Source organism: Natronolimnohabitans sp. A-GB9 (assembly GCF_030848565.1).
Taxonomy (GTDB): domain Archaea; phylum Halobacteriota; class Halobacteria; order Halobacteriales; family Natrialbaceae; genus Natronolimnohabitans.
In genome coordinates this window covers 77,885-99,926 of sequence record NZ_JAVDDV010000002.1, presented here as the reverse complement: position 1 = coordinate 99,926, position 22,042 = coordinate 77,885, and the positions used below count along the sequence as shown (strand labels likewise).

The window sequence follows — 22,042 nt, the reverse complement described above, 5'->3', positions numbered from 1 at the left end:
GTGATCGCGCTTGCGGGCGATTCGACCCACAACTGGGAACGAGATAGGAATTACAGCGGTCGATCGTCGAACGATCGGGCCGCTTTTTATCGACCGAAGCCAGTGATCGACCGTGACCGATTACGACACCGTCTCCGCCGACGTCGAACACGAAGAGGAGATCCCGGAGGACCACCCGAGATACCAGGACCTGCTCACTCGCCATCGGATCGAGGAGGGCGTCGAGAAAGGGATCACCCACCTGCAGGGGATGCACGCCGAGGGCCGCGGGAGCGCCTTCGACTACCTACTTGGCGAGGCGACGATCCCCAGCGCCGACGCGGCCGAACGCGCCGCGGCGGCACACCTGCTGCTGGCCGACGATCCCGTCCTCTCGATCAACGGTAACGTCGCGGCGCTGGTTCCCGGCGAGATGGTCGAACTCGCCGAGGCGACCGGTGCGGATCTGGAGATCAACCTCTTCAACCGCACACCCGAGCGACTCGAGGCAATCGCCGACCACCTGCGCGACCACGGCGCCGAGGACGTCAAAGGACTCGAGGCCGACGCCCGGATTCCGAACCTCGATCACAAGCGCGCGAAGGTCGACGAAGACGGGATCTATTCGGCTGACGTCGTACTCGTACCACTCGAGGACGGCGACCGCGCGGAGGCACTGGACGCGATGGATAAAACCGAGATCGTCATCGACCTCAACCCGCTCTCGCGGTCGCCACAGGTCGCGGACGTCCCGATCGTCGACAACATCATCCGTGCGGTGCCGAACATGACCGAGCACGCACGCGAGCTCGCGGACGCCGACGAGGCCGAGCTTCAGGAGATTATCGAGGACTTCGACCGGGAGGCGGCGCTCGAGGCGGCCGAGGACCGGATTCGGAACGGACTCTAGTACCGGTCTAACCGTCGACTGCTAGGTCGAATCTTGCGGTGTCGTTCGATTCGACCCAGCAGTTCAGGCGTGGACCGCCACTAGTCCCGGTCGGCGAGCAGCGGTGAGACGGTGTTTCGTCCGTCGTCTCGACTGGATCCGAGACTGCCGTCGCCGTCGACGAACGGAAGCCGTGATGTGACGCTCGCGAGTGTTTCTTCGACCTGATAGTACGACAGTGAGAGGTACTCGCTGGCCTTCCGGCTCGCAGTCGTGTCGATCTCGTAGTCGATGCCCCGCGAGCCGTTGAGCCGATCGTCGTCGTAGTTGACCAGCCAGCGACGGGCCAACTCGACGCCCGCCTCGGCGTCGTACCCCCGCGCCACGTAGTGTTTGTAGGGGTGGCGGATCCAGGAACACTCCCAGTGGGCGTAGACGTCGACCTTCGCGGCGTCCTCGAGTTCGTGGAGGACGATGTGCAACTGGTGATCGGCCAGTGGCGACTCGCGCCACACCCACGACCCTTCGGAGGTGTTGCCGTCCATACGCACTTTCAACGAGGCGATCGGGTTACGCGAGAACCCGAGATCCTCGAGGATCTCCTCGAGGCGCTCCTCCGAACAGTGTGTCGTCAGCGCATACTCCTCGGCCGTAGTGTGGCTGACGGCGTACCCATCGAAGCTGCCGGCGAAGAGGTAGTGGAGCTGGGGTAGCAGGCTCCGGCGGACGGCGTTGATCGCGTCCTCTCTGTAGCCCATCGGTCCTGGTGGTACGGATGCCACCGGGAAGAGTGTACAGCAAGCAGTGGCCACGGTGCTTTGCGGTTCCCATGCGACCGCCGGTGGTACCGTTATGACACTCGATGCCATCCACTCGCCTACCGATGACCAGGTCGAGCAATTCGATGAACGTCGTCGCGCGACGTGACCTCGACACGACACGGGAGACGCCGACGATCGAACTCGTCGAAGTCGTCGCCGATCTCGAGGAGACCGATCCGACCGCCCTGTCGCCGTTGTACGAGCAGATCGACGACATGGTCGCCGGACTGTTCTCTTCGCCACCGTCCGGGACGGCCGACGCGAAACTCGAGTTTAGCTACCATGGCTATCGAATCCACATTCAACAGAACGGAACCGCGACGTTCCTGCAAGCGTCCGGATAGCCGTCTTCGGTCGGTCACGAGTCGTTTCGCGACGCACCGAGCCGAGCGTTGTCCCAGCGGAAGACTTAGGGTTAGACGGGACTAAACCCGCGTACGATGATGCTGAGCGACGTGATGGAGGACTACCTCAAGGCGATCTACCAGCTCCAGCGGGAGAGCGACGAGCGGATCAAGACCTCCGCCATCGCCGCGGAGCTCGACGTCACGTCGCCGACCGTCACGAGCATGCTCGACAAGCTCGAGGACCGCGGGCTCGTCGACCGAGAGAAGTACCGCGGGGTGACGCTGACCGACGAAGGCGAGACCGTCGCCCTCGAGGTCGTCCGCCATCACCGACTGCTCGAGGCCTACCTGACCGAACACCTCGACTACGACTGGGCAGAGGTCCACGAAGAAGCCGACCGGCTCGAACACCACATCAGCGAGAACTTCGAGGCTCGCGTCGCCGACGCCTTAGATCAACCGACGGTCGATCCTCACGGCTCGCCGATCCCCAGCGCCGACCTCGAGCCGCCCGAGCGACCTGACGGGGAGTCCGTCAGCGAGTTCGAAGAAGGCGACGTCGTGGTCGTCGAAGAGGTCGCCGACCGCGATGCCGACGTCCTCTCCTATCTCGCCGATCACGGCGTCGAACCTGGTGTCGAACTCGAGATCGTCGAAGTCGCCCCCTTCGGGATGGTTACCGCCCACTCGAGCGAACACGACGAGCCCGTCTCGCTACCTGAATCCGTCGCCCATCACGTCCGCGTCGCGCAGCCGGCGGAAGTCGAAGGATAAGACGCTTCAGTTCGTATTTGTACAATCGAACTCGTTAGTTCCTGCGTTTAGATCGAGTCTAATGGCGAGCAGTGGAAAACATATAAGTTTAGACCTCTCTAATCCTCTGGTAATGACGAACCGAGTTGCTTCAGTCGGAGGTGGTTGCTTGCGATGAGTGATCGATCCATATACGATCTCCCGCGGTGGGTCCTCGCGATCGGTCCCGTGGTGATTCTCGGGGTCGTGTTCGGACTCCTCTATTTCACCTCGCCGTTCGGTGATCTCTCGACGGTCGACGAGGCGAGTACGCTCGAGATTATCTGGATGCTCGCGGTAATCGGCTCGATCGCGGGGATCATCCCCGTCGCGATCGGGATGCTCTGGTTCCCGTTCATTCGCGATCTCGACACCCGGTATCTCCACGCGTTCATGGCGCTGGCGGCCGGTGTCCTTGCCTTTATCGCCGTTGAGATGACCGAGGACGTCTTCGAACACGCCGGCGACGCCGAGCAGACGACGCTCGCGCTCGGCCTCGGTGCCGCCGGCGTCGCGGGTACGTTCGCCGTCATGTATCTCGCGAGCCAGTGGCGACAGCGAACGATGGCCGCGACCGAGAAAAGCGGCCTCGAGATCGCCTACCTCGTCGCGCTCGCGCTGGGACTGCACAGCATCGGCGAGGGGCTCGGGATCGGCGTCGCCTACGTTCAGGGCGATGCGTCGCTGCTCATGTTGCTCGTGTTGGCCTTCGTCATGCACAACGTGATGGAGGGACCGACGGTCGTCGCCGCCGTCGCCCGTGACCGAGAGACACCGCCGCTGCGTCACTTCGCCGCGATGGGTGTCATCGCCGGCGGACCGGTCATCCTCGGCGGCTGGATCGGTAGCTTTGCCCAGTCGGACGTGCTCGCTGCCCTGTTCTTTGGCATCGCGATCGGGGCGATCCTCCAGGTGCTCATCGAGGTTGCCGATCTCATCCGGTTCGACGCCGAAGCCGTCCTCACCCGGACGAACGCGGCGACGTTCTCCTTCGGGTTCGTCCTCATGTTCTTCCTCGAGGACGTCCTCACGGAGATCCTACTGGAGGGATGGCTCGTACCGGCGTGAGACGGACTGCTGTCCGTCATGACTGTCGCAGTCGTGTCGATGTCCGGCAGAGCGAATTGTACGATCACTAACTGTTGTCCGACAGTTCGTGTAACACGGACGAATATCAACTGCTGGTTCGACGATCGAAACAAAACGCCTTACTACACACGGTTCTAACATCAGATTCCGAGGTTACTACCCGACCCACCCGTCGGGTTTAAGGAAATCAATTACGAACAATTCAGTATGTCATCCATCGAACTCACCCCCAGCCAGAAGAAAATCCTTCGTGCACTGACGAATCTTCACAAGGAGTCCGAGGCCGCGATCAAAGGCGAGGACATCGCCGAACAGGTCGACCGCAACCCTGGGACGATCCGTAACCAGATGCAGAGTCTCAAAGCACTCCAGCTCGTAGAGGGTGTACCTGGTCCGAAAGGCGGCTACAAACCGACCGCGTCGGCCTACGAAGCTCTCGAAATCCAGCAGATGGACGACCCGGCTTCGGTTCCGCTGGAACACGAGGGTGAACCGGTCGAGGACGTCATCGTCGAGGAGATCGACCTCTCGAGTGTCCACCATCCCGAACTCTGTCGTGCCGAGATCCACATGCAGGGTTCGATGGGGGAGATCTCCGAGGACGACGAGGTCATCGTCGGCCCGACGCCGCTGTCGAAACTCGTCATCGAGGGACGGGTCGACGGCAAAGACGACACCAACAACATCCTCATCCTGCGTATCGAGGACATGACTGCACCCACCGAGGAGCCGGCACACTAGCCGATCGCGGCTAGGGCCGTCTCGTCTCTTTTCCCTTCTCTACTGGCTAGCAAAATACCGGATAGCGATTTCTCATACTGCCGAATAGCAGTCAGTGAACCGCCGGTCGCGAATTCGCGGCCGTCACCGTCGGCAACGGCCGCAGTGTGCGACCGCCCGGTGACTCGTGCTGTCTGACATATTACCGACGGGAGAACTCGGGACAGCAGTCCGTCTCAGTCTTCGGCGGCGTCGGCCGCGGCCGCAGGGACGTCGTCGACGCTGGCGACGGCGTCGCCCGCTTCGACCTCCATGACGATCACGCCCATCGTGTTGCGACCGACCTCCGAGACTTCGTCGACGCGAGTCCGGACGATCTGGCCGCGCTCGCTCATCAACACGAGCTGGTCGTCGTCGTCGACGGCCTTGACCGCTGTGACGGGACCGTTTCGCTCGCCCGTCTTGATGTCGATCAGCCCCTTTCCGTAGCGGGACTGTCTGCTGTACTCCGAGAGGCGAGTCCGTTTCCCGTAGCCGTTTTGGGTGACGGTCAACAGCGACTGGCCGTCCTCCTCGTCGGTTGCAACCAGTCCGGCGACGGCGTCGCCGTCCTGGAGCTTGATCCCGTTGACACCGCGGGCGTTGCGACCCATCGCGCGCACTTCGTCCTCGTCGAAGCGGATCGTCATCCCGCCTTCCGTCGCGATGACCAGATCTTGGCCGCCATCGGTCACTTCGACGTCGACGAGTTCGTCGCCTGCCTCGAGATCGGCAGCGATGATACCGGTCGATCGGATGTTGTCGAACTCCTCGCCGACGGTGCGCTTGACGTAGCCGTTGCGGGTGGCCATCGTCACGAACTCATCGTCCTCGAGGGCGTCGGTGTCGACGATGGCGGTGATGTCCTCGCCGTCGTCGAGATCGAGGATGTTGACCGCGGACTTGCCGCGGGCCGTCCGGCTCATTTCGGGGATCTCGTAGGTCTTGAGCTGGTAGACTTTCCCCTGGTTGGTGAAACAGAGGAGATAGTCGTGGGTGTTCGCCCGGAACACCGTCGCGACGCGGTCGTCTTCCTTGACGTCCGCGCCGATGATGCCTTTGCCGCCCCGGCCCTGGGGATCGAACTGGTCGAGTGGCATCCGTTTGACGTAGTCGTCTTCGGTCATGACGACGACGACCTCTTCCTCGGGGATGAGGTCCTCGTGTGTGACCGTCCCCTCGTCCTCGATGATCGAGGTGCGGCGCTCGTCGGCGTACTCGTCTTTGATCTCCCGCAGTTCGTCTTTGATAACCTCGAGGAGCTTCTCCTCGCTCTCGAGGATGGCGTTTAAGCGCTCGATCTCGGCGGTGACGTCCTCGTACTCGGCTTCGATCTCGGCGGCCTCCATCGAGGTGAGGCTGCCCAGTTGCATCCGGACGATGTGATCCGCTTGATCCTGTGAGAAGCCGTAGGCGTCCTGTAGTGCCGTTTTTGCGTCCGATCGTGTCTCGCTATCGCGGATCAGATCGACGACGTCCTCGGCGTTCTCGACGGCCTTCAGTCGCCCCTCGAGGATGTGTGCGCGGTCTTCTGCCTCGGCGAGGTCGTACTCGCTGCGCCGGCGGACGACCTCGCGGCGGTGGGCGACGTACTCTTCTAAGGTCTCTTTCAGCGAGAGGACCCGTGGCTGGCCGTCGACCAGCGCGAGGTTGATGACGCCGAAGGTCTTCTCTAAGTGATTTTCGAGCAGTCGATTCTTGACGACCTCGGTGTTTGCCCCGCGTTTGAGTTCGATAACGATCCGGACGCCGTCGCGGTCGGACTCGTCGCGGAGGTCAGTGATGCCCTCGATCTCGCCCTCGTTGACGTCTTCAGCGATGCGCTCGACGAGTCGGGCCTTGTTGGCCTGGAAGGGGAGTTCGGTGACGACGATTCGTTCGCGTCCGTTCTTCCACTCCTCGACCTCGAACTCCGCGCGGATGCGGATACGCCCGCGGCCGGTCTTGTAGGCGGAGTAGATCGCGTCGCGGCCGACGATGTTCGCGCCCGTCGGGAAGTCCGGCCCCTTGATGTGGTCCATCAAATCCTCGACCGTCGCGTCGGGATCGTCGATCAACTCGATGGTCGCATCGACGACCTCTCCCAGATTGTGGGGCGGTATGTTCGTCGACATCCCGACGGCGATCCCCGAGGAGCCGTTGACCAGCAGGTTCGGGAACGCCGCGGGGAGGACGTCCGGCTCCTGGAGCCGGTCGTCGTAGTTCGCGGAGAAGTCGACGGTGTCTTTCTCGATGTCCTCGAGTAACTCCTCGGCGACGGGAGCCATACGGGCTTCCGTGTATCGCTGTGCAGCGGCCGGATCGCCGTCCATCGAACCGAAGTTCCCCTGGCCGTCGACCAGCGGATACCGCATCGAGAACTCCTGGGCCATCCGAACGAGCGTATCGTAGATCGCCTGGTCGCCGTGAGGGTGGTAGTCACCCATCGTCTCCCCGACGATCGAGGACGACTTGCGGTGACTCGAGCCGCTCGTGACGCCCATCTCGTGCATCGCATACAGGATGCGGCGGTGGACCGGCTTCAGGCCGTCTTCGACACGTGGGAGCGCACGACCCGCGATGACGGACATCGCGTAGTCGATGTAGCTCTGTTCCATCTCGTCCTCGATGCGGACGTTCTCTACCGCTCGTGCCTCTACGTCTGTCGGATCGGGTACGTCTGAACTCATATCTTCATTGGGTTTCGTAGTCTGTGTGAATTAGCTGGCGAGCACTGCATCCGTGAGAGCGTCCGCTCTGCGGACGCTCGAGCGGGCCGATGACCGACCCGGAGCGCGGCTTGCCGCGCGGCGGGGAGGGAGGAGTGCTTTTCATCAAAGTTTTGCCGAGGGTGCGCCTTCGGCGCACCCGCAGCGCAAAAGTTTGTTAGATGTCGATCCACTCGGCTTCCGGCGCGTTCTCCTTGATGAACTGCTTGCGCGGTTCGACGGCGTCGCCCATCAGCACGGAGAACATCTTGTCCGCCGCGGCCGCATCCTCGATGGTGATCTGTTTGAGGATGCGGTTCTCGGGGTTCATCGTCGTGTCCCAGAGCTGTTGGGGATTCATCTCACCCAGGCCCTTGAACCGCTGGACCTGCGTCGGATTGCCGTCACATTTCTCTTCGACGATCTGGTCGCGCTCCTTGTCGGTCATCGCATCGTAGGTCTCGCCGCGATACCGAATGCGATACAGCGGCGGCTGGGTCGCATAGACGTAGCCACCCTCGAGCAGCGGACGCATGTGCCGATAGAAAAACGTCAACAGGAGCGTCCGGATGTGAGCCCCGTCGACGTCGGCGTCGGTCGCCATGATGATCTTCTTGTACCGGACGTCCTCGACGTCGAACTCGTCGCCGATCCCCGCACCGATCGCGGTGATCATGTTCCGGATCTCGTCGTTCTCCAAGATGCGATCCAGTCGGTGTTTCTCGACGTTCAAGATCTTCCCCTTGATCGGGAGCACCGCCTGGAACTCCGGATTTCGGGCCTGTTTGGCGCTGCCGCCGGCGGAGTCTCCCTCCGCGATAAACAGTTCGGCTTCGTCGGGGTCTTTCGTCTGACAGTCGGCCAACTTTCCGGGAAGCGAGGTCGACTCGAGGGCGGACTTCCGCCGCGTGAGTTCCTCGGCCTTCTGGGCTGCCTTGCGAGCCTTGGCGGCTTCGATCGCCTTGTTGACGATCGCCTGTGCGGTGTCGGGGTGTTCCTCGAAGTAGGTACCAAGTCCCTCGTGCATCGCGCTCTCGACGATGCCTCGAACCTCCGAATTGCCGAGTTTCGTCTTCGTCTGGCCTTCGAACTGCGGGTCGGGGTGTTTGATCGAGATCACGGCGGTCAGCCCCTCGCGGATATCCTCGCCTTTGAGGTTGTCCTCGAGGTCGCCGAGCATGTCGTTGTCCTTGGCGTAATCGTTGACCGTTCGGGTCAGGGCCGTTTTGAAGCCGGTGAGGTGGGTCCCACCCTCTCGGGTGTTGATGTTGTTCGCGAAGGCGTGAATCGAGCCCTGGAGTTCCTCGGTGGCCTGCATCGCGACCTCGACGTGGATGTCCTCCTCCTCGTCCTCGAAGTAGATGACGTCGTCGTGCATCGCCGAGCGCGTCTCGTTGAGATACTCGACGAACTCGCGGATGCCACCCTCGTACTCGTAGGTCTCCTCGACGAGACCTGCCTCGCCGGTCGCTTCCTCGCGTTCGTCACGGAGCGTGATGCGAACGCCGGAGTTGAGGAAGGCCAGCTCCCGCAGCCGGTTCGAGAGCGTCGAAAACGAGAACCCGTCGGCCTCGAAGATGTCGGTGTCAGGCCAGAACCGGACCTGTGTGCCGGTCTCTTCGTCGGCGTCCATATCGCGGACCCGCTCCATGTCGCCGACGGGCTCGCCGGCCTCGAAGGCGTGGCGAAACACTGCGCCATCGCGTTTGACCTCGGCCTCGAGTCGTTCGGAGAGTGCGTTGACGACCGAGACGCCGACACCGTGGAGGCCGCCGGAGACCTGGTAGGATTTGTTGTCGAACTTGCCACCGGCGTGGAGGACGGTCAGAATGACCTCGAGTGCAGGACGGTCGTACTCGTCGTGTGTATCGACGGGGATACCACGGCCGTCGTCCGCGACGCTCACCGACCGGTCCTCGTGGATGGTGACGGTGATGTCGTCGCAGTAGCCGGCCAGTGCCTCGTCGATCGAGTTGTCCACCACTTCGTAGACCAGATGGTGGAGTCCTCGAGAATCCGTAGATCCGATGTACATCGCCGGCCGTTTCCGCACGGCCTCCAGGCCCTCGAGGACCTGGATCTGTCCGGCGCCGTACTCGCTTTCCTGGGACATGTAAAACCTGCTTTCGCATAGCCGCCGGTTCCTCATAAAAGTCACGTACGCGCTCGCGCGCGAGCCGAAGCCGAGTGCGGAGTGCGTCTCAGAGCGTTGAGCCACCACCTATCGAACGATGGTAACGGGAACCGGTGCCCGACGGACGATCGTTTCGGCGACGCTGCCCAGCAGGACGCGGCTCATCGACGTCCGGCCGTGGCTGCCGATGACGATCAGGTCCACGCCGTGTTCGTCGGCGAACGCGACCGTTTTGGTGGCAGCGTTTCCGATCCGCAGGGCCGTCTCGACGTCGGGATCGTCGGCAGCGAGTTCCAGTCCCCGTCGAAGGACGCCGTTTCTCCCACCCTCGTGAAACTCGCGCACGTACTCCTCGTATTCCTCGATTCCGGCGTTCGCTCGCGAGGGCGCGTAGGGGTGGTCGGGCTTGAGGACGTGCAACAGCGTGATCGTCGCGTCCGAATGTTCCTCGAGCGCGTACTCGAGGGCCTTCGCTGCGGGGTCTGACTCGTCGATCGCGACGAGAACGTGGCGGGCCATACTGTCAGGTCGGAACGATTTCTCGAAGTACGCTACCTTGCAAATACAAGGGCAGGGTGTTATCACTGCTATTGCATACCCGATCGCCCTCGATTCGAGTGGCGACCGCTACGGACTGCTGTCCCGCCGACCGCCAGGGCGGGGCGGCGAGGCCGGGACGAGACGACAGGAGACCGTATCAAATCGCGAGGTACGGTCCGACGCCGAGGAGCACGACCCCCAGTGCGACCTTCAACCGTTCGGGGTCGATCATGTGAGCGACTTTCCAGCCGGTGATCACACCGAGTAAGAGTGGGACGCCGATGACGACCGCAAGTGGGAGGATCACGTTCCCCTGGAGGGCATAGCCCGCGGTCGCGAAAGCCGCGATGAAGATCGACTGGACCTGCGCGACGGCGACGGCGAGCAACATCGGAACGCCGACGAGGACCAACGCAGGAACGGCCAGAACCGGGCCGCCGATCCCCAGGAGGCCGCTTGCGATTCCGAGGCCGAACCCCAGTCCCCCGAGTGCGAACTGTCCGTCTCGTTCGAGTGGCTCGAGGTCGTAGATCGGTGTAAACCCCCGCCGCTCCCGATAGAGGATGATTCCGCCGACAGCCATGGCGACACCACCCAGTAAAACCCCGAACACGGCACGGGGAACGTACGTGTTGACGTACGCTCCGACGAGCGCACCGAGAACGCTCGAGACGCTGAGTACGACCGCGATCGCGCGACTCGTGCCGGTTTTCATCTCCCCGGAGTGAAGATACGCGGCGCTGCCGACGAGTCCGGTGACGATGAACGTCGCGTGGGCTGTGCCGGCGACCTGACTCGAGGCCAGCGGCGTCAGCGAGTAGAGCGCGATAGTGACGAAGATCCCTCCAGGGCCGATGGTCGTGATACCGATGCCCGAGAAGAAGGCGATCGACACGAGCAACAACACCAGCGCGATATCGAAGGGGAAGCCGAGCATCTCCGGACGTTATCGGGTCGATTGGCTCGGGCGTTGTTACTCTTGGGATTGCGGATTCAGCGTCCGAGCCGTACAATATCGACGGTACAACCTCGTCCCGTGCGTCGGATTCGAACCCGGACTCGAGTCGGATCGATGCCCGGGACTCCAAGGGTGTCGGCGACCGTTACAGCAGTTCGATGACCGAGTGCGCGAGATCCTCGCCGGTTACGAGCGACGTCACGAACAGCAACACGACGGCCGTCAGGAAGATCGCCTGCTCGAGTCGTGACGGATCGACGTACCGGCGCACGCCCGCAAAGAGCGCGAGGGCAGTCAACGGCAGTCCGATGACGCCGTTGACTGCGGGCATCAACAGCGCCAGATCGACGGGCGTGAAGTCGGTAAATGCGAGGATCGGGATCGCCAGTACGACCGAGAGACCGATCAGGAAGTGGACGGTTCGGCGGAAGTGCAGGTCACCGAACTGCGTCGAGAGTCCGTAGGACTGGGGCATCATGAACCCGGCCGCGAACAGCGTCCCCGTGGCGCTGGTAAACCCGGAGTTCGACCAGCGAGATTCCGAGGGCGGCCGAAGCGATGATCGCGATATACAGGTTCGATAGCGGGGTGAGATAGACCAGTGCCGCACCCGCGAGCGCGTAGTTGGCGACGCTCCAGAACTGCATGATAAACGAGATGCCGATCGAGAACGCTTTGGCTGCCGTCTCGCCGACGACATCCGTAATGTAGGTCATCAGTGGCTGGTCGGCAGCGGCCAGCCGGGCCGACATCTCGTGCATGGCCAGCCCGACGCCGAGTCCGAGCGGTAATACCCACAGTAATCCGAACCCGAACAGAATACCCGCTTCCGTGAGAATGTAGACGGACCCAGCACCGAAGATGTTCGCTGCGAACAACAGGCCAAGTCCGTACTGGTGAATTGTCTCCTTCGCTTTACTGACCGGGAGATCGACCGCAGTTCTGGTCTCTTCCATGTTTCGTGACTCACCGGAAAAGCGTGGACTGATCCAGCTGACCCCGTCTCTAGGACATCGGATCGACGTGACGACGCCGCGTCTCGAGAGAGCCAGCGAATCGACCCGTAACCGTGTCGTACAGTTTCGTGTAGTAGACAAGACGGGACTCGCTCGGTTGAGAGATGAGCTTGATATGTCATATGTCACCTTGAGCGAGGGCTGCGACTGGCTCTCGACTGGGGGAAGCTGTAACGGAGAGTCGGTCGCGTCGACTCGTCCCAGAGACGTTTCTCGAGAACGGCGATCCGGTCGCCTGTCGTCTCGCCCCGGCCTCGCCGCCCCGCCCTGGCGGTCGGCGGGACAGCAGTCCGTATAATACGCGATCCGACAGTTCGGTGCTCAGAAACCGACGACAGGACTCAAGTCCACGTGATCCGACAGTATATTCGCACCTCGCATGCCAGCACGCGTTCTCGTTCCCTTCGACGACTCCGAGTCCGCACGCGATGCCCTTGAGTACGCCATCGACCTCTTTCCCGACGGTGAGTTCGTGGTGTTGACGGTTGCCGACACGTCGACGCTGCCGTTTATCCCGAACAGCGCGACCGACGACGACGAAGCGGTCCAGGAGGCCCTCGATGACCTCTTCGGCGATATCGATCAGCGCCTCTCGATCCCAGAGACGGTCGCCGAGGAACGCGACGTCCCGATCGAGACCCGAACGCGGATCGGCTCGCCGGCCCAGGAGATCATCGAGTTTGCCGACGCTGAGTCGATCGATCACGTCGTCATGGGGAGTCGCGGCCGCTCGGGTGTCAAACGTATCCTGCTCGGCAGCGTCGCCGAAGTCGTCGTCAGACACTCCTCGGTCCCAGTGACGGTGGTTCACTGATCCGGTCGGCCCTCGAGTAGCGCCTCGAGCCGACACTGGTTCGACCAGGCTTGCATGGACGGGCAGCAGTCTCTTCGACGCGTGTTTCGTATCGCTACTCGAGAGACATGGGCGAACACGATCCGGACGCGAAACACGATGCCCGTGGAGGCACCGACGCAATCGATCGCGACCGGGTCGCGTACGAGCCGAACCCGGGGAAGCACGGACGGTGGCTCGCGGCGGCGATCGGGCTACTGGGCGCCTGGCTGGTCGTCCAGGCGATCGCTTTCGACCTCGCCGCGAGCCAGTTCTGGAACGCCGTTCTCGTCGGCGTCCTGGCGTTCGGTTTCGGTGCCTATAGTGCCGCCAAAACACGCGACCGTCGGCGAAGTGCGGACGCTCGCGCGACGGCGACGTTCGATCGGCGCGGTCACTGATACGGTCTGCCGTCTCTGAGATACCTTCGATAGATAACTACATCGTCCGATTACTCCCCGCTCGTTCGTTGAAAGGGGAGAATACACCACAATCCACTTACCGCGGGTACTGGTACCGTTGCTCGAATGCTCCCAGTCGTCGCACTCGCGTTCGCGATCGTCGTCGTAGTCGTCGCCCTCGAAGTGATCTCGTACCAGTCGGTCAAGCGGATCCCGGCGGTTGCCACCGAGGAGTTCCCGGAAATCGATCGGGACCTGCTCGAGAAGTTCAGTAGCTTCGACCCGGAACTGGGGTGGTGTCCACAGCCGAACCGAGAGAAACAGAAAGACACCGGCGACCACCTCCCCGGCGAGGAGGTCCGAACGGTCGTCACCTACTCGACGGACGAGTACGGGAGTCGGGTCTGTCCGGCGAAAGACCGCGAGGAGAGTGCGGACGTCACCGTCTCGACCTACGGTGACTCCTACTGTTTCTGTCGTGAGGTCAACGACGACGAGACGTTCCAACACTACATGGCCCAGGAACTCGACACCCACGTCGCCAACTACGGCGGCGGCAACTACGGGCTCGATCAGGCACTGATGCGGCTGAAACGCCAGTACCCCGAGGAGGAGACCGACTACGTTTTCATGGTCGTCACCGCCTCCTCGATCGCCCGCATCCTCTCGGTCTGGAAACACTACCAGGAGTTCGGCAACATCCTGGCGGTCAAGCCTCGGTACGTCCTCGAGGACGGCGAGTTACGGCGGATCGACAGCCCCGTCGACGAAAAGGAGGAGCTACTCGACCTCGAGTCGAAGGCCGACTACCTCCGGGAGTACGACTTCCACTACGAGCACTGGTTCAAGCCCCACTACGCGTCGTTCCCGTATACGACCGATCTCCTCGACGATCCGGAGTATCTGCGATACGCTGCGATCACGGGCTGTAAGGAACTCGAGCGACGGACCGGGCGGTCGATTCCGGGGACCGATTTCGACACGGCCCAGACCCAATCAGCCCTGCGGATGGAACAGCCCCGTGTGCGCTATCACGAGCGCCTGTTCGAGACCCACGAGGTGCTGTTCGACGCGCTCATCGAGGAGTTCGTCGACTACGCGGACGAACAGAACTTTACGCCCGTCTTCGTGATGGTCCAGCAGCTCCGGTACGCGAAGTACGAGGCCGAACACGGCCCATTTACGGCGACCTGGTCGATCGGCTCGACGAGAAATACGACGCCCTCGAGACGGTCGACATGGCTCGCCACCTCGATCCCGACGACGGTGTCGAGTCGCTGTACGTCGAACGCGGCGAGGGTGGCCACTACAGTCCGGAGACGAACCAGGAGATCGCGTCGGTGCTGTCGGATATCGTCACGGAGAACTGATCACGTCTGCGGTCGGCATCGTCGACGCCGTACGCGAGCAACTCGCGTGTTGGTCAACGCGCTGTCGGGCAACTTTCGTCTCGAGGCGGTCGACCGAGTACGCACCGACTTTCAGTGGCAACTATAGACGACGGTCAGGGGGAGCCGTTTCCGGGAAAAACCCGCGTCAGTGACCGGGCCATCGTTGACGGGACTCGGCCCTGTAGGCCTGGAAAATGCGACCGCTGTACCTGGCCGCCGGGATCGTCGTGCTCGTCGCCGTCGTCGTCGACATCCTCTGGACGACGCTGTGGGTCGACGGTGGTTCCGGACCGCTCTCGAGTCGACTGACGACCCTCACCTGGCGTACGCTGCGGAAAGCGAGCGACGATCATCCGCGTGTGCTGAGTCTCGCCGGACCGCTCATTCTCGCGTTGACCCTCGCGATGTGGATCGCGCTGTTGTGGCTCGGCTGGACGCTGCTGTTCGCCGGCGACGAGACAGCGCTCGTCAGTCCCCACACCGGCGAGCCGGCCGACTGGTCGGGACGGTTCTACTACGTCGCGTACACGATGTTCACCAACGGAAACGGCGACTACTCACCGACGACGGGTGGGTGGGAGATCGCCAGCGCCCTGACGACGGCGACGGGGATGGCCTTCGTTACCCTGGGCGTCTCCTACATCCTCACTGTTCTCGGCGCCGTCTCAGAGAAACGGTCCTTCGCCAGCGACGTCACCGGTCTGGGCGAGCGCAGCGAGGCGTTCGTCCGCGCGGGCTGGAACGGAACCGACGAGGAGTTTCGCGGCCTCGATCTCCCGATGAACTCGCTTGCCGACCAGCTCTCCTTGCTGGCCGACCAGCACAAGGCCTACCCCATCCTCCACTACTACCACAGCGAACAGGCGTCGCGAGCCTCGGCGATGGCCGTACCGATCTTCGACGAGGCACTGACGATCTTCCGCCACGGCGTTCCCGAAGACGCCCAACCTAACCCTGCACACGTCGAAAACGCCCGCTCGAGCGTCGACAGCTATCTCGACACGCTCGGGACGTCGTTCATCGATCCGGCCGACGAAGTGCCACCGGCTCCCGAACTCGACCGCCTCCGCGAGGACGGGATTCCGACCGTCGAGGACGAGGCCTTTGCCGATGTCGTCGCGACACGTTCCGAACGGCGACGAAAGCTGCTCGGAATCGCGCGGGGCGATGCGTGGCACTGGCCACCGCTCGAGGAAGACGAGTAATACCGACCGTCGTCCGTCGCTGCCGGCGAGTCTCCGACTCTGTTGTGAACTCGCAAGATCATCGCGACAAGGGACCGTACGAACGACGGTCCGGCGTGCGGTCGTAACCACCGACGTTACCGATTCACTTTCACTCCGGTAACGCACACCTTTTAGCCCCGCCGTTAGTATGGGGGGACAATGACGTCGTTTCAGTCGACACTCGGTGACGAGCCGGGGATCGCCGAGGAGCTGGCCGAAAACCAGCAGGCGATCTCGATCGCCGAGTTCTTCGAGAAGAACAAGCATATGCTTGGCTTCGACAGCGGCGCTCGAGGCCTCGTCACGGCCGTCAAGGAGGCCGTGGACAACGCCTTAGACGCCGCCGAAGAAGCCGGAATCGCACCGGATATCTATGTCGAAATCGAGGAAGCCGGCGACTACTACCGGCTGATCGTCGAGGACAACGGCCCCGGGATCACGAAGGAATCGCTGCCGAAAGTCTTCGGGAAGCTCCTCTATGGATCGCGGTTTCACGCCCGCGAACAGTCCCTTACCCCTGAGCAGCGGCTCCTCATCCGTAGAAACGGAAACATCGAATTTATTCCGATCGGTGTCCTCTGTGATGCGTATCTTCCCGACGAGGGCGCGGGAACGGCCCCGATAGCCGGCGATATCGAGGTCCCATCGTTCAACCGCGAGACCCACGAGATGACGTGGGAACCTGTGACTCACGCGATACGCCACGAGACCAACGAGAAAACGTACCAAATAACGACTCAGAAGGGGCGAACCGTCGAAGTCACCGGTAATCACAGCGTTTTCAGCGTGACAAAAGACGGGGAGACGAAAGAAGTCAAAGCCGGTGAGCTCGAGTCCGGTGACGTTCTTTTGACACCGCGCCGGCTTCCGTCTCCCGACGAGACGATCGAGGAGGTAAACGTTCTCGAACACCTCTCTGCAGAGCAGTTCGAAGACCGTCGCGTCTACGTATACGGATTCGATACCGAGACGCTCGAAGAACTGCGAACAGGGGAGACGATCCGAAAGAAACCATCGGAAGAGAGTAATCGAGAGCGATACTACTACCGATACGACGGCGTCGATATTCTCCGTGATAGTCTCGAGCAAAATTACCTCGAAAAGGGGTATCTCCCGGCCGAACTAGTACTCAAGCTCGGATGGGAAGAAAAGGCTGCTAACTGTATCTTCAAGACCTATCAGGTCGGCGGGAAGGAGACCACGATGCCCGTGACGCTCCCGATCGACGATTCGTTCGTCGAACTGGTGGCCCACTACATCTCGGAGGGTCACGTCGGCCCGCGACAGGTCGGGTTTACGTTCGGCTCTCAGGAGTCCGAACTGATCGAATCGACCGAGCAGGCTGTTCAGACTATTACCGGATCGACGACGACGGTCGAGCGCGAGCGAAATTCGACCCGCGTCAAGGCTTTCGCCTCGCCGTTAGCGATGTTTCTCGAATCGGCCTGTGGTTGTTCTGCCGACGAAAAGCGAATTCCTGAGTTCGTCTTTCAGGCACCGCCCGAGCAGCGCCAGCGATTTATCGCTGCGCTGTACCAGGGAGATGGGTCCGATTCACACCCATCAAACGAACTCTCGCATACGACGACAAGTGAGACGCTCGCACGCCAGCTATCTGTGCTCTGGAACATGCACGGGGTGTTAGCGAGCACGGAGACCGTCTCGGATTCGTCCGGCTACGCTGACGATCCAGCGACGACATACCGGACGAAAGTCTACGGAGAAGATGCATCCCTTTCGGACGTCTTCTCGACGAGCCAGGAGACCGGCAAACAAGGGTACAAGCGCATTCCGACGTCGCTCCTTGAGGATGTCCGGGTAGGCCACGTCGAAAATAAGACAGTTCCGGACACGATCCCCGGCCTACTGATGGGTGCTGGTGTCGGTTCTAGTATCGAACACGCTGAAGTATATCAATCGCTTATCGAGGCAGCGCTCGACGGAGACCACGTCGAGAAACCCCGATACGTCCATACTCTCAAGGAGAAAGAGTTACTCGATGACGATCACCGACCGACCGAGCGACTCGAGGAACTCTGGGAGACGATTCAAAACCTTCATGGGCTTACTGACACCGATATGTGTTTGCTCCCGGTAACGGACGTCGAAGCGACTGATCCGCCCGAGTATGTCTACGACATTTCCGTACCCGGTGCGACCGGCACTGACGAGAATTTCGTCGTCGCAAATCAGGGTGCGTTGAGCGTCAAAAACAGCCGCGGCCAGCAGGGGATCGGGATCTCCGCTGCGGTGCTTTACTCGCAGCTGACCAGCGGGAAACCCGCCAAGATCACGAGCCGTCCACAGGGCGCAAGCGAAGCCCAGTATTTCGAACTCATCGTCGACACCGACAGCAACGAACCCGAGATCAGCGTCGAGGAGTCGACCTCCTGGGACCGCCCCCACGGGACGCGCATCGAACTCGAGATGGAGGCGAACATGCGCGCCCGCCAGCAGCTACACGACTACATCAAGCACACGGCGGTCGTCAACCCCCACGCGCGTCTCGAGTTGCGCGAGCCACAGGCCCACTTCAAGTTCGAGCGTGCGACCGACCAGCTCCCCGAGGAGACCGAAGAGATCCGGCCCCACCCCCACGGTGTCGAACTGGGGACCGTCATGAAGATGCTGACGGCGACGGACTCCCAGACCGTCTCGGGCTTCCTCCAGGAGGAGTTTACCCGCGTCGGCAAGAAGACCGCCGAGTCGATCATCGACGAGTTCCGGGACCGCTACTACGGCCGCGAGATGCGCTGGCGGCCACCCGCAGCGCACGAAGACGTCGACCTCCACGCCGCAGTCTCCGACGCCACGGCGAACAAGGGCGCAGACGCGACGGCCGCCTTCGCCGACGCCATCGCCGAGGCGGTCGCGGACCGTGACCGCATCGCCCACCACGAACTCCTCGAGATCGTCGACACGGCCGCCGAGGGAGTCGAAAGCGACTACGGGACCACGTTCGGGGAGACAGTCCGCGAGAACGCCGTCGACGCCGTCTGGCTCGAGTTGATCGACGCGCGCGAGGAGACCGGAGCCAAAGCGGACGCCGACGAGGCCACCGAGTCGCGACTCGTCGCGGACCTCTATGACCTCGCCGACGAAGCGACGAGCACCCGGAAGGACGACGAGGTGGTCCACGCCTTCGCCGAGCGGCTGGCGGCCACGTTCGCGGACGAACTCGAGGCCGACGGTACAGACGAGGGGAACGTCCGCCACCGGCTCACCCGCGATCGGCTCCGAGCCCACGTCGATCGGGCCGCGGACTTAACCGAGGAGTACGACGACGTCTCCTTCGGCGACACCGCCCGCGAGAACGTCGTCGACGCCGTCTGGGACGTGATGGCGACCGTCCCCGACGATCCGCCACTGGTTCGCGAACTCGAGGGCGACCGTGACGCCACCAGCGACCTCGTCGACGGGATGCGTGCGACCGACATCATGGCACCGCCGACGCGGTGTCTCGCACCGATCTCCGAGGACCTGATCACGGCCGGCCTCGAGAAGGAGTTCGACGCCGACTTCTATGCCTCCGCGACTCGAGACGCCGAGGTCCACGGCGGCGACCCCTTCATCGTCGAGGCCGGCATCGCCTACGGCGGCGACCTCGAAAGCGAGGGCAGCGTCGACGTCATGCGATTTGCCAACCGCGTGCCGCTGGTCTACCAGCGCGGCGCGTGTGCGACGACCGACGTAGTCAAAGATATCGGCTGGCGCAACTACGGGCTCAATCAGCCTGGCGGCTCCGGGCTGCCGAAGGGGCCGGCGGTCATCATGGTCCACGTCGCGTCGACGAACGTCCCCTTCACCAGCGAGTCGAAAGACGCCGTCGCGAACGTCCCCGAGATGGAAGACGAGATCGAACTCGCGATCCGGGAGGCCGCCCGCGAACTCAAAAGCTACATCAACAAGCGCCAGTCGATGCAACAGCGCCGGAAGAAACAGAACGTCCTCGGGACGATCCTCCCCGAGATGGCCTCGAAGGTCGCCGAAGTCACGGGCCGTGAGGAACCCGACATCGACGACGCGATCGCCCGCATCATGAACAACGTGCTCGTCGAGCGCGGCATCGAGGCAAACGGCGACAGCCAGGCCGTCTCGATCACCGTCGAGAACAACTCCGGAACCAACGAAGCACTCGAGATCACCGACATCGTCACCGCCGAGCCGACGAGCCTCCCCGACGACGCGACCGTCGTCGAGATGGACGGCGAGTGGTTCGTCAAGTGGGAGCCCGAGGTGAAAAGCGACGACGAGGCGACGCTTGAGTACGAGGTGACCGCCGACGCCGAGTTCGATCTCGACGTGAAGGGTATCGAAAGCGAGAAACTCACCGTTACAGATCAATGAGCGCAGACAACGACCAACAGGCACGAGAGCAGCTGATCGATCTCGCGGCACAGTTCTACGACCAGTTCGAACTGGGCGAGATCCCCCACATGTCCGTCCCCACACGGACGAAAAACAACATCGAGTACGACGAGGAAGAGGAGGTCTGGGTCTACGGCGACCGCGAGTCGACCCGGTCGGCCAACTCCGTCCGCGGTGCCCGGAAGCTCCTGAAGGCCGTCTACACCATCGAGTTCCTCGCCGAACAGCTCGAGGAGGATCGCTCGTCGACCCTGCGTGAACTCTACTACCTCTCGGAGAGCTGGGACAACGAAGAGGCCCAGTTCTCGAGCCAGGACGAGTCCAACAGCCTGGTCGAGGACTTAGAGATCGTTTCAGGGGTTACCCGCGAGGACTTCCACATGCGCCCCGAGGAGTCGGGCGCGACGATCATGGGGCCGCTGCATCTGCGCGAGCAGACCCGACGCGGCGAACGGGAGATCCACTGCCAGAAGGACGTCGGCGAAGGCGGCTACCAGATCCCGAACAATCCCGATACGATCGAGTTCTTGGATTGTGATGCCGACTTCATCCTCGCCGTCGAGACCGGTGGTATGCGGGACCGACTCGTCGAGAACGGCTTCGACGAGGCGTACAACGCCCTGATCGTCCACCTGAAGGGCCAGCCCGCCCGCGCGACCCGTCGGATCACCAAGCGGCTCCACGACGAACTCGACCTCCCTGTCACGGTCTTTACGGACGGTGACCCGTGGTCGTACCGTATCTACGGCTCCGTCGCCTACGGCTCGATCAAGTCCGCCCACCTCTCGGAGTATCTGGCCACGCCGGAGGCGAAGTTCATCGGTATCCAGCCCGCCGACATCGTGGAGTACGATCTGCCGACCGACCCGCTTTCGGACTCCGACGTCAACGCCTTGGAGAGCGAACTCGAGGATCCACGCTTCCAGACCGACTACTGGGAGGAACAGATCGAGTTACAACTCGAGATCGAGAAGAAGTCCGAACAGCAGTCGCTGGCCTCTCACGGGTTGGATTTCGTGACGGATACGTATCTACCGGAACGGCTCAGTGAGATGGGCGTTCTATAGCGGCTATCGAGCCGGCGTTCCGGTAAATGAGCTATACTGTCGGACAGCAGTCAGTGAGACGTCGGTCGCGAACTCGCGGCCGTCACCCGTGGGACGGCCGCAGTCCCGCGACCGATCGTCGAATAGTGCTGTCCAACAGTATAAACGGTACGCGAACCCCGTATCGTCGACCCCGCTTCTCTCGAGGCACTGTGGCCGTCCGAGAGGCGTGCCTGTATACCAAGCGACAACGTTTATACTCGAGATGGGTGTGGGTGATGCTCATGAGTGACAGGCCGACCTGCACCGGAGACGATACGTCGGACGGATCGCCCACGACAGTCACCGTTCCAAGCGACATGCCGACGGCCGATCGGCGCCAGTTGTTGGCCGCGATCGGTGGCGCCGGTGCCGTCGCAGTCGCGGGCTGTATGGGCGAGAACGACGACACGGACGAGGACGTCGACGTCTACGAGATCGAGTTCCCCGAAGAAGACGAGACGGTCGAGGTCGCATCCGACGAGGACATCCTCCAGCCGGCACTCGACGCCGGCGTCGAAATTCCGTACGCCTGTGAGGTCGGTACCTGTGGAGACTGTACCGCAAGATACGACGGCGATGCCACCGACGTCGTCACCCACGACGGTAACGAGTACCTCGAGGACGACCAGATCGAGGACGGCTGGGTGCTGACCTGCGTCGCCTTCCCCGAAGAGGACTTCGAACTCGAGATCGCACATCCCGACGACGAGTGATACGGATTGCTG

At 62.4% G+C, this 22,042-nt stretch carries 16 protein-coding genes and 2 pseudogenes; 12 read left to right on the top strand and 6 right to left on the bottom strand.

The genetic code is table 11. From position 1 onward, the window contains the following. Positions 1 to 112 precede the first annotated feature (112 nt). On the top strand, positions 113 to 889 hold the full coding sequence (locus RBH26_RS02915; protein WP_306756428.1) for a 4-phosphopantoate--beta-alanine ligase: 777 nt from the start codon (positions 113 to 115) through the stop codon (positions 887 to 889). 80 nt (positions 890 to 969) lie between these two features. On the opposite strand, the gene RBH26_RS02910 is transcribed toward RBH26_RS02915, so the two are convergent. Continuing rightward, positions 970 to 1,626, bottom strand: a complete 657-nt coding sequence (locus tag RBH26_RS02910; RefSeq protein WP_306756427.1) for a hypothetical protein — start codon at positions 1,624 to 1,626, stop codon at positions 970 to 972. A gap of 146 nt (positions 1,627 to 1,772) precedes the next feature. Between RBH26_RS02910 and RBH26_RS02905 the strand changes: the two genes are divergently transcribed. The 4 genes from RBH26_RS02905 (at position 1,773) to RBH26_RS02890 (ending at position 4,658) form a co-directional block, all read left to right on the top strand. Then, a complete protein-coding gene (locus RBH26_RS02905; RefSeq protein WP_306756426.1) occupies positions 1,773 to 2,033 on the top strand; it encodes a HalOD1 output domain-containing protein in 261 nt (86 codons plus the stop codon). Between the two features lie 96 nt (positions 2,034 to 2,129). Further along, a complete protein-coding gene (locus RBH26_RS02900; protein WP_306756425.1) occupies positions 2,130 to 2,810 on the top strand; it encodes a metal-dependent transcriptional regulator in 681 nt (226 codons plus the stop codon). Positions 2,811 to 2,963: 153 nt separating this feature from the next. Further along, a complete protein-coding gene (locus RBH26_RS02895; RefSeq protein WP_306756423.1) occupies positions 2,964 to 3,896 on the top strand; it encodes a metal cation transporter in 933 nt (310 codons plus the stop codon). A 228-nt stretch (positions 3,897 to 4,124) separates the two neighbouring features. Then, a complete protein-coding gene (locus RBH26_RS02890) occupies positions 4,125 to 4,658 on the top strand; it encodes an Rrf2 family transcriptional regulator (protein WP_306756421.1) in 534 nt (177 codons plus the stop codon). 215 nt (positions 4,659 to 4,873) lie between these two features. Here the strand turns inward: RBH26_RS02890 and gyrA are convergent, their stop codons facing one another. The 5 genes and pseudogenes from gyrA to RBH26_RS02865 form a co-directional block, all read right to left on the bottom strand. Continuing rightward, positions 4,874 to 7,345, bottom strand: coding sequence for a DNA gyrase subunit A (gene gyrA / locus RBH26_RS02885; RefSeq protein WP_306756420.1), 2,472 nt, complete (start codon positions 7,343 to 7,345; stop codon positions 4,874 to 4,876). Between the two features lie 196 nt (positions 7,346 to 7,541). Continuing rightward, positions 7,542 to 9,476 carry a DNA topoisomerase (ATP-hydrolyzing) subunit B gene (gyrB, locus tag RBH26_RS02880; RefSeq protein WP_306756418.1) on the bottom strand — a complete coding sequence of 645 codons (1,935 nt, stop codon included), beginning with the start codon at positions 9,474 to 9,476 and terminating at the stop codon, positions 7,542 to 7,544. Positions 9,477 to 9,584: 108 nt separating this feature from the next. Next, a complete protein-coding gene (locus RBH26_RS02875) occupies positions 9,585 to 10,016 on the bottom strand; it encodes a universal stress protein (RefSeq protein WP_306756417.1) in 432 nt (143 codons plus the stop codon). A gap of 178 nt (positions 10,017 to 10,194) precedes the next feature. Continuing rightward, positions 10,195 to 10,974: a sulfite exporter TauE/SafE family protein gene (locus tag RBH26_RS02870; RefSeq protein WP_306756416.1), complete on the bottom strand. Its 780-nt coding sequence runs from the start codon at positions 10,972 to 10,974 to the stop codon at positions 10,195 to 10,197. A gap of 166 nt (positions 10,975 to 11,140) precedes the next feature. Further along, positions 11,141 to 11,951: pseudogene (locus RBH26_RS02865) on the bottom strand (hypothetical protein). A 439-nt stretch (positions 11,952 to 12,390) separates the two neighbouring features. Between RBH26_RS02865 and RBH26_RS02860 the strand changes: the two are divergent. The 7 genes and pseudogenes from RBH26_RS02860 (at position 12,391) to RBH26_RS02830 (ending at position 22,030) form a co-directional block, all read left to right on the top strand. Further along, complete coding sequence (locus RBH26_RS02860) at positions 12,391 to 12,825, top strand: universal stress protein (RefSeq protein ID WP_306756415.1); 435 nt, start codon at positions 12,391 to 12,393, stop codon at positions 12,823 to 12,825. Positions 12,826 to 12,932: 107 nt separating this feature from the next. Next, on the top strand, positions 12,933 to 13,244 hold the full coding sequence (locus tag RBH26_RS02855) for a hypothetical protein (protein WP_306756414.1): 312 nt from the start codon (positions 12,933 to 12,935) through the stop codon (positions 13,242 to 13,244). 126 nt (positions 13,245 to 13,370) lie between these two features. Further along, positions 13,371 to 14,614: pseudogene (locus RBH26_RS02850) on the top strand (hypothetical protein). A gap of 215 nt (positions 14,615 to 14,829) precedes the next feature. Further along, positions 14,830 to 15,840 carry a potassium channel family protein gene (locus RBH26_RS02845; RefSeq protein WP_306756413.1) on the top strand — a complete coding sequence of 337 codons (1,011 nt, stop codon included), beginning with the start codon at positions 14,830 to 14,832 and terminating at the stop codon, positions 15,838 to 15,840. Positions 15,841 to 16,020: 180 nt separating this feature from the next. After that, complete coding sequence (locus tag RBH26_RS02840) at positions 16,021 to 20,208, top strand: DNA topoisomerase VI subunit B (RefSeq protein WP_306756412.1); 4,188 nt, start codon at positions 16,021 to 16,023, stop codon at positions 20,206 to 20,208. Then, the gene (locus RBH26_RS02835) at positions 20,205 to 21,296 is read left to right on the top strand and encodes a DNA topoisomerase IV subunit A (protein ID WP_306756411.1); all 1,092 of its coding nucleotides are present in this window, start codon (positions 20,205 to 20,207) and stop codon (positions 21,294 to 21,296) included. Before RBH26_RS02840 ends, RBH26_RS02835 begins: the two co-directional genes overlap by 4 nt. A gap of 263 nt (positions 21,297 to 21,559) precedes the next feature. Further along, positions 21,560 to 22,030: a 2Fe-2S iron-sulfur cluster-binding protein gene (locus tag RBH26_RS02830; protein WP_306756410.1), complete on the top strand. Its 471-nt coding sequence runs from the start codon at positions 21,560 to 21,562 to the stop codon at positions 22,028 to 22,030. Positions 22,031 to 22,042 lie beyond the last annotated feature (12 nt).

What these genes read in the sequence shown, in the direction of transcription:
- gyrB (WP_306756418.1), bottom strand. Translation starts at nt 9,476, where the DNA reads ATGTCCCAGGAAAGCGAGTACGGCGCCGGACAGATCCAGGTCCTCGAG.
- RBH26_RS02900 (WP_306756425.1), top strand. Translation starts at nt 2,130, where the DNA reads ATGATGCTGAGCGACGTGATGGAGGACTACCTCAAGGCGATCTACCAG.
- RBH26_RS02835 (WP_306756411.1), top strand. Translation starts at nt 20,205, where the DNA reads ATGAGCGCAGACAACGACCAACAGGCACGAGAGCAGCTGATCGATCTC.
- RBH26_RS02845 (WP_306756413.1), top strand. Translation starts at nt 14,830, where the DNA reads ATGCGACCGCTGTACCTGGCCGCCGGGATCGTCGTGCTCGTCGCCGTC.
- RBH26_RS02830 (WP_306756410.1), top strand. Translation starts at nt 21,560, where the DNA reads ATGAGTGACAGGCCGACCTGCACCGGAGACGATACGTCGGACGGATCG.
- RBH26_RS02905 (WP_306756426.1), top strand. Translation starts at nt 1,773, where the DNA reads ATGAACGTCGTCGCGCGACGTGACCTCGACACGACACGGGAGACGCCG.
- RBH26_RS02875 (WP_306756417.1), bottom strand. Translation starts at nt 10,016, where the DNA reads ATGGCCCGCCACGTTCTCGTCGCGATCGACGAGTCAGACCCCGCAGCG.
- RBH26_RS02855 (WP_306756414.1), top strand. Translation starts at nt 12,933, where the DNA reads ATGGGCGAACACGATCCGGACGCGAAACACGATGCCCGTGGAGGCACC.
- RBH26_RS02860 (WP_306756415.1), top strand. Translation starts at nt 12,391, where the DNA reads ATGCCAGCACGCGTTCTCGTTCCCTTCGACGACTCCGAGTCCGCACGC.
- RBH26_RS02895 (WP_306756423.1), top strand. Translation starts at nt 2,964, where the DNA reads ATGAGTGATCGATCCATATACGATCTCCCGCGGTGGGTCCTCGCGATC.
- gyrA (WP_306756420.1), bottom strand. Translation starts at nt 7,345, where the DNA reads ATGAGTTCAGACGTACCCGATCCGACAGACGTAGAGGCACGAGCGGTA.
- RBH26_RS02840 (WP_306756412.1), top strand. Translation starts at nt 16,021, where the DNA reads ATGACGTCGTTTCAGTCGACACTCGGTGACGAGCCGGGGATCGCCGAG.
- RBH26_RS02870 (WP_306756416.1), bottom strand. Translation starts at nt 10,974, where the DNA reads ATGCTCGGCTTCCCCTTCGATATCGCGCTGGTGTTGTTGCTCGTGTCG.
- RBH26_RS02910 (WP_306756427.1), bottom strand. Translation starts at nt 1,626, where the DNA reads ATGGGCTACAGAGAGGACGCGATCAACGCCGTCCGCCGGAGCCTGCTA.
- RBH26_RS02890 (WP_306756421.1), top strand. Translation starts at nt 4,125, where the DNA reads ATGTCATCCATCGAACTCACCCCCAGCCAGAAGAAAATCCTTCGTGCA.